The sequence below is a fragment of the Polaromonas sp. P1_F9 genome (assembly GCF_056405615.1).
On record NZ_JBFUBT010000002.1, the window covers coordinates 352,006 to 365,971 of the forward strand.

Genomic DNA, 13,966 nt, shown 5'->3' on the forward strand with positions numbered 1-13,966 from the left:
AGCTGGATTGTCCTATGCCGGCGACTTCAGGACGCGGAGCAGCGCCTCCACCTTCGGCGACTTCGCCCCCTTGCGCCAGATCAGGTCAGTCTGGGCGCAATCGCTGCCCGGCGGCAATGCGTGGATGCTGAGCCGGCCCCGCTCCGGAAAGGTTGCCAGCACGCTGCGCGGCACCAGCGAAATGCCCATGCCCACCACCACGCAGCCCAGCATGGCATGGTAGGACGTGATTTCAATGGTCTGCACCGGCATGCTGTTTTTCAGCAAGTACCAGGCTTCCAGCCGCGCGCGATGCGGGCAGCCCTTTTCAAAAGCCACCATGGCTCGCGGAGGCTCACTGTGGATTGCCGTAATGGGCGGGTGCCCGGCACTCGCAACAATGACCAGTTCCTCGGTGTAAATCGCCTCCCGTTCAAACGGACCCTCCGCAATAGCCCCAGTGACCAGCGCCGCGTCCATCTCCCCTGCCAGCACAGCCGCGGCCAGTTGCTGCGGGTTGCCGGTTTTAAGCGCGAGCCTGACCTCCGGATAGAGACGCACAAAATCGCTCAGAGGAGCCGGCAACCGCACAGCCGAAGTGCTTTCCATGGCGCCAAGCACAAATGCGCCGCGCGGCTGCCCGCCCTGCACCGCATCGCGTGCTTCGTCAGCCAGGCTGATCAGGCGCCCGGCATAGTCCAGCAACACCTGCCCGGCTGGCGACAGGTGCAGCCGCTTGCCCTCCCGGATAAAAAGCGGCACGCCGAGCTTTTCCTCCAGCTGGCGGATGCGCGTCGTGATGTTGGACTGCACGCGGTGCAGGCGCTCGGCGGCCCGCGTCACACCGCCCGCTTCCACCACGGCTCGAAAAATAACCAGGTCGCTTAGCTCCATGATCTCTTGTGAAGATATTAATTATCTTTATTATTCATTTTTCAGAATGAATTGTCACGCGTATCGTCCAGTCTTCATCACTTCACACCACCCAAGGAACAAGAATGGCAAAGGCTTATTGGATCGTGCGCGTCTCGGTACGCAATATCGAGGAATACCCTCGTTACCTCACGGCGGCGCGGCCGGCCTTCGACAAGTTCGGCGCGCGCTTTCTGGTGCGCGGCGGCGCGTATGAATGCATGGAAGGCAAATCGCGCGAGCGCAACGTCGTCGTGGAGTTCTCCGACATGGCGACCGCCCAGGCCTGTTATGCCAGCCCCGAATACCAGGCGGCCCGGGCGATCCGTCAGCAACACGCTGACACGGATTTCCTGATCGCGGAAGGCGCCTAGAACAGGTTTCTGGACGATTGGGACGCGATATCGACCTTGGGAAGGGGCTGGGAAAGGACGGTTCGCGTTTATGGGAAAATACCGGCATTGCCCGCCGCCCGCATCGCCGGCGCCGGTTCGTTCCGCTCTTCCCTACAAGTTATGTCCAGCAATCTCCACCCCATGCTCAATGTGGCCATCAAGGCTGCGCGCGCTGCAGGCGCCATCATCAACCGTGCGGCGCTTGACGTCGAATCGGTTCGCATATCGGTCAAGCAGACCAACGACTTTGTCACCGAGATCGACCAGGCCGCTGAAGCCGCGATCATCGAAACGCTGCTGACCGCCTACCCCGGCCACGGCATCCTGGCCGAAGAATCCGGCAGCGAGCACGGCGCCAAAGACTCCGATTTCGTGTGGATCATCGACCCGCTGGACGGCACCACCAACTTCATCCACGGCTTTCCCGTCTATTGCGTCAGCATCGCGCTGGCCGTCAAGGGCAAGGTCGAGCAAGCCGTGGTGTACGACCCCACCCGCAACGACATTTTTTGTGCCACGAAAGGCCGCGGCGCCTACATGAACGACCGCCGCATCCGCGTAGCCAAACGCACCCGGCTGCAGGAATGCCTGATCTCGACCGGTTTTCCCTACCGTCCCGGTGACAAGCTCAAAAGCTATCTCAACATGCTCGGTGAAGTCATGAGCCAGTGCGCCGGCGTGCGCCGCCCGGGCGCAGCGGCGCTGGACCTGGCCTACGTGGCAGCGGGCTTCAGCGACGGCTTTTTTGAAACCGGCCTCAAGCCCTGGGACGTGGCGGCCGGCTCGCTGCTGGTGACCGAGGCCGGCGGCCTGATCGGCAACTTCACCGGCGAGGCCGACTTCATGGACCACAGCGAATGCGTGGCGGGCAACCCGCGCATTTACGGGCAGATGGTGGCCACATTGGCCAAATACAGCAAATTTGCCGGCGCCGGAGACAAGGCGACGGTGCGCCAGGCGCTGCAGGAAGACACGGCAAGCCTCGAGCCCGCCAGTGCTGCCGACCAGCCCGCAGACAAACCCAAGCTGACCGCCAGAAAAATCAAGGCTGGGGCGGCGCGGCCCGATGCGCCGGACGCCCCCGTCTAACGCCAGCCGCTGTAGGCAAAGGCCGCGATGAAGGCTTGGGCCGTATAGCCTCAGCTAAAATTTCCGCACTGCGCAGGGAGTCGCGTGCATGCGGCGGCCCCGACTGAACTGTTTCGCACCTGGTCATAACTAGTAATAAAACTATGCCTGAATCCACCGTAAAAACCTCTTCCACATCGGCTGATGCAGCCTTGCTGCGCGAGGTCGCGGAACTGGTGGTGAGCGCCCTCAACCTTGAGGTGAGCGCCGACGATGTACAACCCGACGAACCGCTCTACGGCGACGGCTTGGGTCTGGATTCCATCGACATCCTGGAAATTGCGCTGGTTGTCTCCAAGCACTACGGCCTGCAGTTGCGGGCAGACCACGAAGACAACCACGCCATCTTTCATTCGCTGCGAAGTCTGGGCGATCACATTGCCGCCTGGCGAACCCAGTGAAAGCGGTGCTGGCGACACGCTTTACCCAAGCCTGTCGCTGGGGCGGTATTGCGGCTCTGGGAATCGGCTACGCCGTGCTTTCCCACCTGGCCGCGGCATCGGCAGCACCGGGCCTGCTTGAAGCCCTGGTTGCCGTGCTTCCGCTGCTGGTGCTGGCCTTTATCCTGGCCTGGCGTTCACCGCAACGCCCGGTCATGCTGGCCCTTTGTGCTCTGGCCTGCCTCGGGTTTTATGTGTTCAGGGAATGGCTCATCACCCATTACAACTGGGTGTTCCTGCTGCAGCATGCGGGCACCTATGCCCTGCTGTGCGGCACCTTCGGCCGGACCCTCGTACGAGGCCGCACACCCATGATTGCGCAATTTGCCCGTGTCGTACACGGCGAACTCTCGCCCGCACTTGTCGCCTACACACGATCGGCCACCTGGGCATGGGCGCTGTATTTCGGCAGCGTTGCGGGGCTTTCGTTGCTGCTGTTCTGGCTGGCGCCTGTAGCCGTCTGGTCCACTTTTGCCAACCTGCTGGGCATTCCCTTGCTTGCACTGATGTTCGCTGCGGAATATGCAGTGCGCTGCTTCGCATTACCGGCAGCAGATCGTGCCGGCCCGCTGGAGGCCATACGCGCTTATCGGCAGGCTTCCGCAGAAAGCCGTGCACGCCGGCCATGACGACGCTTGCGCTGATCTCGCATACCCAGGCTGAAGATGTTGTGGCCTTCAGCCAGGGCCAGCCCCTGACTGCCGCACATTTCCTGGCCGACGTCAGGCAGCTTGCGCAAGCTTTACCGCCGGGCGGGCATGTTCTCAATGTCTGCGCAGACCGCTACCGGTTTGCTGTGGGCATGGCGGCCGCCCTGCTGGCGGACAAGGTCAGCCTGCTGCCGCCCACCTTGACGCCCGAAATGGTGAAACAGGTCCGCAGCTTTGCACCTGACGTTTTTTGCCTCACGGACCAGCCGCAGCCGCTGGCATTGCCGGTGTTCAGCTGGACGGATCTGATGGCGCCCCGTTCGACGCAACCGGCAACTGGCGGGCCATACGATGTACCGCAAATTCCTGCGTCGCGCATTGCGACCATCATGTTCACCTCCGGCTCGACCGGCACGCCGGTGGCGCACCGAAAAAGCTGGGGCGGGCTGGTTCGCAGCGCACAGGCCGAGGCCGCCCGGCTCGGCTTGCTGGACGGCCGCCAACACAGCGTCGTGGCAACGGTGCCGCCGCAGCACATGTTCGGTTTCGAGTCCACCGTCCTGCTGCCGATGCAAAGCAGGTCCATCCTGGTTTCCGCCCATCCGTTTTATCCGGCCGATATCTGCACCGCGCTTGCGGAAGCGGGGCGCCCTCGCATGCTGGTGACCACGCCCGTACATTTGAAAGCGCTGCTGGCTTCAGGCCTGGACATTCCCCAGGTTGACCTGGTCCTGTCCGCCACGGCACCCTTGCCACCGCAGCTGGCCTCGGCCACCGAAGCCCGCCTGCAAGTCCCGTTGCTGGAAATCTACGGTTCTACCGAAACCGGCCAAATCGCCACGCGGCGCATGACCGAGACCCTGGCCTGGACACTTTTTCCGGACGTCACGCTGAACGTCAAGCAGGGGCAAACCTGGGCCTCGGGCGGCCACGTCGACCAACCTACCCCATTGGCCGATGAACTGGAATCGGTGTCGGGTACCCAGTTTCTTTTGCATGGCCGGACTGCCGACCTGATCAATATCGCGGGTAAGCGAAGCTCCCTGGGCTACCTCAACCATCAGCTCCACGCCATACCAGGCGTGATGGACGGCGCCTTCTTCATGCCTGACGATGATGCCGACGATACGGTCGTTCGGCTGATGGCGTTCGTTGTGGCACCGGGCCTCGCGGCTCCTGTACTCCTGGCGGCGCTGAGGGAACGGGTGGATGCCCTCTTCATCCCGCGGCCTCTGGTGCTGCTGGACAGCCTGCCACGCAACAGCACCGGCAAATTGCCGCGTGACGTGCTGGCTAGGCTCGCACGCGACCATCTGCGGAAAAAAGCATCCGCTCCGGGCGAGACCCGTTTTCACATTCCTGCGGACCACCCGGCATTCGCCGGGCATTTCCCAGGGGCGCCCATCGTCCCGGGCGTAGTGCTGCTTGATGCCGCGGTGCACGCGGTACAACAGGCATGTATCGCCCACGCACGGGGTACCGGAGCAACGCAACCCGAGGTCTGCCAGATCAGCTCGGCAAAATTCCTCAGCACGGTAGGCCCTGGCGAGACGCTGACCATTTCCTGCACCACCATGGCGTCGGGAAGCACGCGCTTTGACATCTCCAGCGGCAACCGGAAAGTTGCCACGGGAACCCTGCTGTTGTCACCGCAGCCATGAACACAGCCCACGGAGCCAAAGCAGCGTCCGCGGCCGAATGGCAGCAGCTCCCGGAACGCAGCAACGGTTTCATGCTGCGCGTGATGACCTGGATTTCACTGAATTTGGGCCGCAGCGCCAGCCGCATCGTCCTCTATGGCATCGCAGCCTATTTCCTCGTTTTTGCACCGGCGGCACGCCGGATGTCGCGAAATTATTTACGGCGCGTGTTCGAACTGCCGTCGTCTGCCGCCGTTGGCTGGCGTCATCTGTTCCGGCATTTCCTGAGTTTTGCTTCTGCCATTCACGACCGTGTTTACCTGCTGAATGACCGCTTCGAGCTGTTTGATATCCGTGTGCACAACCAGCAGCTGATCGACAAGGTGGTGGCTGATGGAAAAGGCGTGTTCCTCATCGGTGCGCATCTGGGCAGTTTTGAAGTGCTGCGGGCCATTGGGCGCCAGCAACCCGGCCTGCGCATTGCCATGGTGATGTACGAGGAAAACGCACGAAAAATCAATGCAGCCATGGGCGCCATCAATCCCAAAGCACAGCTGGACGTCGTGGCATTGGGACATATCGATTCGATGATCAGGGTGCACGAGCTGCTGGATGAGGGCGCTGTCGTCGGTATGCTGGGAGACCGTTCACTCGGCAAGGACGACACGTATTCCATCGAATTCCTCGGAGATCCCGCCGAGCTGCCGCTCGGCCCTTTCCGCATGGCTGCCATCCTCAAACGCCCCGTGTTGTTCATGACGGGGCTGTACCGGGGTGGCAACCGCTACGACATTCACTTCGAAGCATTGGCCGACTTTTCCACGCTGCCTTCGCGCGGCCGCACTGCAGCCGTGCAGTCGGCCATGACACGCTATGCTGCGTTGATGGCGCAGTACTGCCGCAGCGCGCCTTACAACTGGTTCAACTTTTTTGATTTCTGGCGACCCGCATCGCAGCGTGCCGGCCAGCCTGAACAAGACACCTGAACACATGACACACCTTATTCAACCCACCACATCCACGCCATCTCCCTCGCAGGTTTCGCAGCGGACATCGCGGCCCATTTTTTCTTTCACGGCGTTTGCGGTGTCGCTGTTATTGGCGGCTTTGAGCCCGGCAGCGCTGGCCGCCTGGGACCTTCAGCAACTGATGGATTCTCTGGCGCAAACAAAATCGGGCCGCGCCACCTTCGTCGAAAAAAAGAGCATTGCATTGCTCGACAAACCGGTGGAATCGTCCGGGGAACTGCTCTATACCGCGCCAGACCGGCTGGAAAAGCGCACGCTCAAGCCGAAGCCCGAATCCATGGTGGTGAACGGCGGAGAACTGGTGATTGAGCGCGGGAAGCAAAAATACCAGTTGCGGCTACAGGCTTACCCTGAGCTGGCCGCGTTCATTGACAGCATTCGCGGCACCCTGGCGGGCGACCGCAATGCCCTGGAACGCAATTACCGGCTCAGCCTCGAAGGCACGGCCGAACGCTGGACCCTGCAATTGCAACCCATCGATCCCAAAATGCAGGCGGTCATCCAGCGCATCCGCATCATGGGTGTGCGTGACCAGTTGCGCAGCATCGACATCGCCCAGGCTGATGGCGACAGCTCCACCATGACCATCGAGCAAGTGGCAGCCCCGTGATGAATGGCGCACGCGGCCGCATGGCAGCCATTGCGGTATGGCTGGCGTTCCTGATCGGTTGCGGCGTTGTCATCAGCCGCACGCATTTCACGACGGACCTGTCCGCATTTCTTCCGCGGACCCCTACGCCCGAGCAACAGCTGCTGATGGACCAGTTGACCGAAGGACTGGCCTCCCGCCTTGTCCTGGTAGGCATAGAGGGCTCGGATCCCGCCGGACGCGCGGAGCTCTCCAAAAAAATGGCGCTGCAGTTACGCAGTGACTCCGCTTTTGCCAGCGTCGCCAATGGCGAGCCCGTCAACACCGAGGGGGATCGAAATTTCCTGCTCAAGCACCGTTATCTTTTGAGCCCTGCAGTCACACCGGAACGATTCAGCGTGGACGGGTTGCACGCCGCGCTTTCCGACAGCATTGAATTGCTCGCTTCGCCGGCTGGCTTGATGGTCAAGGCCCTGCTGCCGCGCGATCCCACCGGCGAAATGGTGCAGTTGCTGGGCCAGCTCAACAGCGGCAGCCAGCCGCAGCAAGCCTATGGGGCCTGGACTTCCCGCGACGGCAGGCGGGCGCTGATGCTGCTGCAAACCCATGCGGCGGGCTCGGACACCGACGCCCAGCAGCATGCCATGGACGCGATCCGCCGGGCCTTCGACGCAGCGGGCGGCTCCGCGGCCGGTGCGCGTTTCGTCATGACCGGCCCGGGCGTGTTCTCAGTCACCTCCCGCGAGACCATTCAAAGCCAGGTGAGCCATCTTTCATTGATCAGCGTACTGCTGATCGCAACGCTGTTACTGCTGGTCTACCGTTCCGTCAGTGCACTGTTGCTGGGTTTTCTGCCGGTAGTGACAGGGGCACTCGCGGGAATTGCCGCGGTCAGCCTGGGCTTTGGGTCAGTGCACGGCATCACGCTGGGCTTTGGCACAGCGCTGATTGGCGAAGCGGTGGACTACTCCATTTATCTCTTCGTACAGTCCGAGGATGCAGGCGCCAGTCAGGCGCCTTGGGTCAAGCGCTTCTGGCCTACCATCCGGCTAGGCGTCCTGACATCCGTTGCCGGGTTCGCCTCCCTTCTGTTCTCGGGCTTTCCGGGCCTGGCCCAACTCGGCCTGTATTCGATTGCCGGCCTGGTCGTGGCTGCCGCGGTGACCCGCTATGTACTGCCTCATCTGCTGCCGCGCCATTTCCGCATCCATGATGTGTCGGCCATCGGGCGGGTGCTCGGGGGCTTGGTGCAACGCGCGTCTTTGTTGCGATGGCCTGCCGCGGCGGTCCTGGCGGTTGCCTGTGCCGTGCTTGCCGCAAACCACGCCAGCCTCTTCAACGACAAGATATCGTCGCTCAGCCCGGTCTCGCAAGCCGATGTGGCACTGGATGAAAGCTTGCGTGCCGACATGGGAGCACCGGACGTGCGTTATGTCGTGGTGGTCTCCGGCACCAGCCGGGAAGCTGTGCTCCAGATCGCAGAGCAGGTGTCCACCCTGCTCCAGGCACAAGTCGAGCGCGGTGAGATTGCGGGGTTTGAAAGCCCGAGCCGCTACCTTCCGAGCGTGGCCACCCAGCGCGCCCGACAGGCCAGCCTTCCTGCCGCCGAGGTGCTGCAGGCCCGCCTGGCCCAGGCCGCGCACGGCCTGCCGGTGCGCCCATCGGTCTTCTCACCTTTCGTGGCTGAAGTCGAGGCCGCACGCAGCCTGCCCCTGCTGCAACCAGCCGACCTTGAAAAAACCTCGATGTCCATGGCGCTGGCCGCGCTGCTCATCGGGAAAGATAACCGCTGGAGCGCCCTGCTACCTTTGACAGCATCCCAGGGACGAAACATCGACGCCCGCAACATTCGCGCCGCACTGGCCACCAAGCCTTTGCCTGGCGTACTTTTTGTCGACATGAAGGCTGAATCAGATCATCTGTATTCCAGCTACCTTCACGAAGCCATCGTGCTGTCATTGGGTGGGCTGGCTGTCCTCGTGGCCCTGCTGCTGGTGGTTTTCCGTTCCCCTTCCCGGGTGCTGCGGATCATTGCGCCACTGGCGGCCGCCGTCGTCACGGTCACGGCGGGGCTGGCCTTGCTGGGCCAGCAGCTGATCATCCTGCACCTGGTCGGCCTGTTGCTGGTGGTGGCCGTGGGCTCCAACTACGCGCTGTTTTTTGACCGGCCCGATCCCCATGCCCCGATAGCGCCCCGAACCCTGGCGTCCATGCTGCTGGCCAATCTGACCACCGTCGCCGGGTTTGGCCTGCTCGCATTTTCCAAGGTGTCCATCCTGCAGGCCATGGGCGTCACCGTTGCCCCGGGCGTCATCCTGGCGTTGGTCTATGCAGCCATTTTTTCCCGGAAGCCTCATGCCTGACCTCCGCTGGAAGCCAAGCATTCTGATCCGTGCAAGCATCGCATTGCATGCGGCGGCACTTGCGGCCATCCTTGTTGATTCCGGCTGGTGGCGCTGGGCGCTTGCCGCCGTGGTCTTCAACCACCTGCTGCTCACCGTCGTGGGTATGTGGCCCCGCAGCCAGTGGCTGGGCCCCAACTGGACCCGCCTGCCCCAGGCCTCCATCGCCAGGCGGGAAATCGCCCTGACCATCGATGACGGGCCCGATCCCGCCGTGACACCCCAAGTCCTGGACCTGCTCGACCAGTATGCGGCCCGCGCAACTTTTTTTTGCGTCGGTGACAAAGCCGCCCGCCATCCCGAGTTGTGCCGCGAGCTTGTGCGGCGCGGACATGCCGTCGAAAACCACAGCCAGCACCACCGCCACTACTTTGCCCTGACGGGCCCGCGCAGCATGTTTCGCGAGTTGCAGGCGGCGCAAAACACACTGAGCGGCCTGACAGGCCAGCGGCCCCTTTTCTTTCGCGCTCCCGCCGGCCTGCGCAACCCCTTTCTTGACCCGGTACTGGCCCGGCTCGGCTTGAAGCTCGCCAGCTGGTCCGTGCGCGGCTTCGACACCCGCGTCGCCAATGCCGAGCGTGTAAAACGCAAACTCACAGCCGGGCTGCAAGCCGGAGCCATCCTGCTGTTGCATGACGGCAATGCAGCACGCACACCGCAAGGTGTTCCGGTCATCCTGGATGTCCTGCCCGCCTTGCTGGAGTCCATTGCGGCCGCCAACCTGCGCACCGTGACCCTGCAGCAGGCCCTCGCATGAATCCTACGCAGAAAACCCGGCAGAGCCCGTGGTCACAAATAGGGCGGGTTATCTTTCAGCACATCTATCTGAAAGCCATTGGCACGATGCTTTTCATCGGCGTGTTTTTCGGCGCCTACTTTTACCTGCTCAAGCACCCGGCCTTTCCGATCGCGGTGATGCCCCTCACCTGGCCTGATCGCCTCATCGGTTTTGAACCGCTGGCCTTGCCGGTTTATCTCTCGCTATGGGTTTATGTCTCGCTGCCGCCCATCTTCTTTGGCGACCGGCGCGAACTCCTGCGCTATGGCGGCGCCATTGCGCTGACCTGCCTGGCGGGCCTGCTGGTGTTTTATTTCTGGCCCACGGCCGCGCCCGCTCCAGACATCGACTGGCCGAAATACCCGCAGATGCTTTTCCTGAAAAACATGGATGCGGCAGGCAACGCCTGCCCTTCGCTTCATGTGGCGACAGCCATTTTTTCAGGCATCTGGCTGCACCATCTGCTGCGCCGATTCTCCGTCCCCGCATGGGTGCTGGCGATGAACGCGCTCTGGTGTTTCGGCATTGCCTATTCCACGCTGGCCACAAGGCAGCACGTCGCGGTAGACGTCGCCGGAGGCCTGCTCCTGGGAGGGGTGGCCGCCTGGTTGTCCCTGCATCTTCACAAACAGCGCACCGCAGGCAAGTAACAGCTGGTGTCCGGCATCGCAATGGCGCCGGATTTGCCACCTGATTTGCTAAAGTGTCCTTTTCTTCAGATTGGTCTTTTCTCTGCATCCACTTTGGCTTTCCCACTTCACCGCAACCAGCAGCATGGGTCGCGGTCTTGCACAAACTCTCGATGCACTGCGCAGGCGGCGGAGCGGGCTCGCCCCATGCACGTTCGACACAGTCGATCTGCCGACCTTTGCAGGTGAGGTCGCCGGCACAGACAGCGTGCAGCTTCCTGCACAGTGGGCCCGCTTCGACTGCCGCAACAACCGGCTCGCCCTGCTGGGGCTTCAGCAGGACGGCTTTACTGAAGCGGCGGCAACCGCCAGCAAAAAATACGGCGCGCACCGTGTGGGTGTCTTCATCGGCACCAGTACATCGGGCATTTTGCAAACCGAACTCGCCTATCGCCGGCGCGATCCGGGGACCGGCGCCCTGCCGCCCGATTTCATTTACGGCACAACACACAATACATTTTCTGTCGCTGATTTCGCGCGCCAGTACCTCGGGCTGACCGGCCCGGCCGCCGTTGTATCGTCTGCCTGCTCTTCCAGCGCCAAGGTGTTTGCTTCCGCGCGAAGAATGATGCGGGCAGGCCTGATCGATGCCGCCGTGGTCGGCGGGGTCGATTCGCTGTGCCTCACAACCTTGTATGGCTTTAACTCGCTGGGCCTGATTTCCCCCCAGGCTTGCAGGCCATTCGACGCCGCGCGCAACGGCATCACCATTGGCGAAGCTGCCGCTTTCGCCCTGCTGGAGCCCACGCCGGCACAACCCGCCCCAGGTGATGTGCTGCTGCTGGGCGTCGGCGAATCCAGCGACGCCCACCACATGTCCTCCCCCCATCCCGACGGCCTGGGTGCACGGCTGGCCATGCAGCAAGCCCTGGACATGGCCGGCCTCACCACGGCCGGGATCGACTACATCAACCTGCACGGCACCGCCACACAAAGCAACGATGCCGCGGAAGCCAAGGCAGTGTCCGGGCTGTTCGGCCCAGGCACCCCCTGCAGCTCCACCAAAGGCGCCACCGGCCACACGCTGGGCGCCGCAGGCGGGCTTGAAGCCGTGATCTGCGCGCTCGCATTGCAGCACGGCCTGCTGCCCGGCGGCATCAACACCCACGAGCGCGACCCTGCCCTGGCCGTCAACTACCTCCTGGCCAACCAGGAGGCCGCCCCCCGGCATGTGCTCAGCAATTCCTTCGGCTTCGGCGGCACCAATTGCAGCCTGATTTTTGGCCGTGCCGGTTAAGGTCCCGACATGACACAAGCACAATCCCCATCCGCAAAAGCCCTGACGGTCTTTGTCGAAGGTATCGGGCTGCTGGGCCCCGGACTGGCGGGGTGGGAACAAGGGCGCGAACATCTCAAAGGCAGCACCGCCTATCAAGCCACGCGCTGCGTTCTTCCGCCACCCATGGCTTTGCCGCAGGCCGAACGCCGCCGGGCCGGCGCGGTGGTGAAGGTGTCGCTGGCAGTGAGCGAGGAAGCCGTTGCAGCTTCAGGCCTGCAAGCTGCCATGCTGGCATCCGTCTTTTCATCTTCCAGCGGCGACGCCGTCAATTGCCACGAGATTTGCAATGCACTGGCCTCCAGCGACAGGCTGATCTCCCCGACGCGCTTTCACAACTCAGTGCACAACGCCGCCTCCGGCTACTGGAGTATTTCAAGCGGCTCGATGGTTTCGTCTTCGGTGCTTTGCGCGCGCGATGCAAGTTTTTCGGCAGGCCTGCTGGAGGCCATGACCCAGGTGGCGGTGGACCAGATACCCGTCCTGCTGGTCGCCTATGACACCGATTACCCGGAGCCGTTGCACAGCACACGCCCCATTCCTGACACCTTCGGCCTGGGATTGGTGCTGACACCCCACCGCAGTGAACGCAGCCAGGCGCAGTGGACGCTGGAACCAGACAACTGCCTGACGGCCTTGCCTGCCGAGCGGCTCGATGACGCCGCGCTCGAACAGCTGCGCACAGACATTCCTGCGGCGCGCTGCCTGCCGCTGCTGCTCAGCATCGCGCGGCAGCAAAGCGGCCGGATCGTGCTGGACTACCTTGACGGCCAACAGTTGACCCTGCAGGTGACACCGTGATGCTTGCAGGCCCCATGCCCACCAAGGCCTGCAGTGCGCCTTCGAGCCTTGGGCACGACGGGATCGCGCGCCGCATTCCCCATCAAGGCAGCATGTGCCTGCTGGAACGCGTCACGGCGTGGGACAACAGCCAAATTGCCTGCGAAGCCACCAGCCACCGCGCTCCCGGCAATCCCCTGCGTGCCTACGGAAGGCTGGGCGCCGCATGCGGGATTGAATATGCGGCGCAAGCCATGGCTGTGCATGGCGCGCTGATCTCGGAAGCCGCGGCCGGCACGCAGGAAAATCACAAGGCAGACGACAACGCCACCCCCTTCGGCTACCTGGTCAGCGTTCGCGGCGTCACCCTGCATGTCGAAAGACTCGACGACATCGACCTCGCGCTCACCATCCATGCCGAACGCACGAGCGGCGACGCCGGCAGTATTCTCTATGGGTTCACGGTTCATGCGGGCCCCGCGCTGCTTCTGTCGGGCCGCGCCGTGGTGATGCTCGACGCGCCATCAAAGGGGACTGCATGAACGCCTCCGTACTCAAACGCGCACTGGTCACCGGTGGCAGTGGCGCCATCGGCTCGGCGATTTGCCGGCAGCTGGCTGCCGATGGATTTCATGTCATCGTGCATGCCAACCGCGGCCTCGATGCCGCATTAGCGCTGGTGGCCTCCATCCAGGCGTCAGGCGGTCATGCGGAGGCTGTGGCGTTTGATGTCACTGATGCCGCCACAACCGCCATTGCCCTGGAAACCCTGCTGCTTCAGGGGCCGGTCCAGGTGATTGTGAACAACGCGGGCATCCACGACGACGCGGTCTTTCCGGGCATGCAGCTGCGGCAATGGCAACACGTCATTGACGTCTCGCTGAATGGTTTTTTTCATGTCACCCAGCCCTTGATGATGCCGATGATCCGTACGCGCTGGGGGCGTATCATCAACATCACGTCGGTCGCCGCAGTGGCAGGCAACCGCGGGCAGGTGAATTATTCGGCTGCCAAAGGCGCCTTGCATTCAGCCACCAAATCCCTTGCGCTGGAGGTGGCCAGCCGCGGCATCACGGTCAATGCGGTCGCGCCGGGCATCATCGCAACGCCGATGAGCCAGGACAGTTTTGATGCCACTGCCATTGCGCAGCTGGTACCCATGAAGCGAGCCGGCCGACCCGAAGAAGTCGCCGACCTCGTGAGTTTTCTGACTTCAGAGCGCGCAGCTTACATCAGCGGCCAGGTTATCTCCATCAACGGCGGCATGATTTAAAAAGGCA

General features: G+C 62.8%; 15 protein-coding genes. 14 read left to right on the forward strand and 1 reads right to left on the reverse strand.

Features of this window, described 5'->3' with window-relative positions; translation table 11 throughout:
* Positions 1-12: 12 nt before the first annotated feature.
* Entirely contained in the window at positions 13-873 is an 861-nt protein-coding gene (locus AC1DYR_RS06845; protein WP_477704424.1) for a LysR substrate-binding domain-containing protein, read from the reverse strand.
* 104 nt (positions 874-977) lie between these two features.
* Here AC1DYR_RS06845 and AC1DYR_RS06850 point away from each other — a divergent pair, with 104 nt between their 5' ends.
* The 14 genes from AC1DYR_RS06850 to fabG all read left to right on the forward strand — a co-directional run bounded on the left by AC1DYR_RS06850 (position 978) and on the right by fabG (position 13,959).
* Positions 978-1,265: a DUF1330 domain-containing protein gene (locus AC1DYR_RS06850; RefSeq protein ID WP_477704425.1), complete on the forward strand. Its 288-nt coding sequence runs from the start codon at positions 978-980 to the stop codon at positions 1,263-1,265.
* Between the two features lie 141 nt (positions 1,266-1,406).
* Positions 1,407-2,375, forward strand: a complete 969-nt coding sequence (locus AC1DYR_RS06855; RefSeq protein WP_477704426.1) for an inositol monophosphatase family protein — start codon at positions 1,407-1,409, stop codon at positions 2,373-2,375.
* Between the two features lie 143 nt (positions 2,376-2,518).
* Complete coding sequence (locus AC1DYR_RS06860) at positions 2,519-2,815, forward strand: phosphopantetheine-binding protein (RefSeq protein ID WP_457279104.1); 297 nt, start codon at positions 2,519-2,521, stop codon at positions 2,813-2,815.
* A complete protein-coding gene (locus AC1DYR_RS06865) occupies positions 2,812-3,483 on the forward strand; it encodes a COG4648 family protein (protein WP_477704427.1) in 672 nt (223 codons plus the stop codon). The genes AC1DYR_RS06860 and AC1DYR_RS06865 overlap by 4 nt, the downstream gene beginning before the upstream one ends.
* Positions 3,480-5,165: an AMP-binding protein gene (locus AC1DYR_RS06870; RefSeq protein ID WP_477704428.1), complete on the forward strand. Its 1,686-nt coding sequence runs from the start codon at positions 3,480-3,482 to the stop codon at positions 5,163-5,165. The genes AC1DYR_RS06865 and AC1DYR_RS06870 overlap by 4 nt, the downstream gene beginning before the upstream one ends.
* Entirely contained in the window at positions 5,162-6,130 is a 969-nt protein-coding gene (locus AC1DYR_RS06875) for an LpxL/LpxP family acyltransferase (RefSeq protein ID WP_477657676.1), read from the forward strand. Before AC1DYR_RS06870 ends, AC1DYR_RS06875 begins: the two co-directional genes overlap by 4 nt.
* 4 nt (positions 6,131-6,134) lie before the next feature.
* The gene (locus tag AC1DYR_RS06880) at positions 6,135-6,782 is read left to right on the forward strand and encodes a LolA-related protein (RefSeq protein WP_477704429.1); all 648 of its coding nucleotides are present in this window, start codon (positions 6,135-6,137) and stop codon (positions 6,780-6,782) included.
* Positions 6,782-9,124, forward strand: a complete 2,343-nt coding sequence (locus AC1DYR_RS06885; protein ID WP_477704430.1) for an MMPL family transporter — start codon at positions 6,782-6,784, stop codon at positions 9,122-9,124. The genes AC1DYR_RS06880 and AC1DYR_RS06885 overlap by 1 nt, the downstream gene beginning before the upstream one ends.
* On the forward strand, positions 9,117-9,920 hold the full coding sequence (locus AC1DYR_RS06890; RefSeq protein ID WP_477704431.1) for a polysaccharide deacetylase family protein: 804 nt from the start codon (positions 9,117-9,119) through the stop codon (positions 9,918-9,920). The genes AC1DYR_RS06885 and AC1DYR_RS06890 overlap by 8 nt, the downstream gene beginning before the upstream one ends.
* Positions 9,921-10,006: 86 nt before the next feature.
* On the forward strand, positions 10,007-10,591 hold the full coding sequence (locus tag AC1DYR_RS06895; RefSeq protein WP_477704432.1) for a phosphatase PAP2 family protein: 585 nt from the start codon (positions 10,007-10,009) through the stop codon (positions 10,589-10,591).
* An 82-nt stretch (positions 10,592-10,673) separates the two neighbouring features.
* On the forward strand, positions 10,674-11,867 hold the full coding sequence (locus tag AC1DYR_RS06900; RefSeq protein WP_477704782.1) for a beta-ketoacyl-[acyl-carrier-protein] synthase family protein: 1,194 nt from the start codon (positions 10,674-10,676) through the stop codon (positions 11,865-11,867).
* Between the two features lie 9 nt (positions 11,868-11,876).
* Positions 11,877-12,707, forward strand: coding sequence for a beta-ketoacyl synthase chain length factor (locus tag AC1DYR_RS06905; protein WP_477704433.1), 831 nt, complete (start codon positions 11,877-11,879; stop codon positions 12,705-12,707).
* Positions 12,707-13,228, forward strand: a complete 522-nt coding sequence (locus tag AC1DYR_RS06910) for an ApeP family dehydratase (protein WP_477704783.1) — start codon at positions 12,707-12,709, stop codon at positions 13,226-13,228. Before AC1DYR_RS06905 ends, AC1DYR_RS06910 begins: the two co-directional genes overlap by 1 nt.
* The gene (fabG, locus tag AC1DYR_RS06915; protein WP_477704434.1) at positions 13,225-13,959 is read left to right on the forward strand and encodes a 3-oxoacyl-ACP reductase FabG; all 735 of its coding nucleotides are present in this window, start codon (positions 13,225-13,227) and stop codon (positions 13,957-13,959) included. Before AC1DYR_RS06910 ends, fabG begins: the two co-directional genes overlap by 4 nt.
* The last annotated feature ends 7 nt before the right edge of the window (positions 13,960-13,966 follow it).

What these genes read in the sequence shown, in the direction of transcription:
- AC1DYR_RS06845 (WP_477704424.1), bottom strand. Translation starts at nt 873, where the DNA reads ATGGAGCTAAGCGACCTGGTTATTTTTCGAGCCGTGGTGGAAGCGGGC.
- AC1DYR_RS06850 (WP_477704425.1), top strand. Translation starts at nt 978, where the DNA reads ATGGCAAAGGCTTATTGGATCGTGCGCGTCTCGGTACGCAATATCGAG.
- AC1DYR_RS06855 (WP_477704426.1), top strand. Translation starts at nt 1,407, where the DNA reads ATGTCCAGCAATCTCCACCCCATGCTCAATGTGGCCATCAAGGCTGCG.
- AC1DYR_RS06860 (WP_457279104.1), top strand. Translation starts at nt 2,519, where the DNA reads ATGCCTGAATCCACCGTAAAAACCTCTTCCACATCGGCTGATGCAGCC.
- AC1DYR_RS06870 (WP_477704428.1), top strand. Translation starts at nt 3,480, where the DNA reads ATGACGACGCTTGCGCTGATCTCGCATACCCAGGCTGAAGATGTTGTG.
- AC1DYR_RS06875 (WP_477657676.1), top strand. Translation starts at nt 5,162, where the DNA reads ATGAACACAGCCCACGGAGCCAAAGCAGCGTCCGCGGCCGAATGGCAG.
- AC1DYR_RS06880 (WP_477704429.1), top strand. Translation starts at nt 6,135, where the DNA reads ATGACACACCTTATTCAACCCACCACATCCACGCCATCTCCCTCGCAG.
- AC1DYR_RS06885 (WP_477704430.1), top strand. Translation starts at nt 6,782, where the DNA reads ATGAATGGCGCACGCGGCCGCATGGCAGCCATTGCGGTATGGCTGGCG.
- AC1DYR_RS06890 (WP_477704431.1), top strand. Translation starts at nt 9,117, where the DNA reads ATGCCTGACCTCCGCTGGAAGCCAAGCATTCTGATCCGTGCAAGCATC.
- AC1DYR_RS06895 (WP_477704432.1), top strand. Translation starts at nt 10,007, where the DNA reads ATGCTTTTCATCGGCGTGTTTTTCGGCGCCTACTTTTACCTGCTCAAG.
- AC1DYR_RS06905 (WP_477704433.1), top strand. Translation starts at nt 11,877, where the DNA reads ATGACACAAGCACAATCCCCATCCGCAAAAGCCCTGACGGTCTTTGTC.
- AC1DYR_RS06910 (WP_477704783.1), top strand. Translation starts at nt 12,707, where the DNA reads ATGCTTGCAGGCCCCATGCCCACCAAGGCCTGCAGTGCGCCTTCGAGC.
- fabG (WP_477704434.1), top strand. Translation starts at nt 13,225, where the DNA reads ATGAACGCCTCCGTACTCAAACGCGCACTGGTCACCGGTGGCAGTGGC.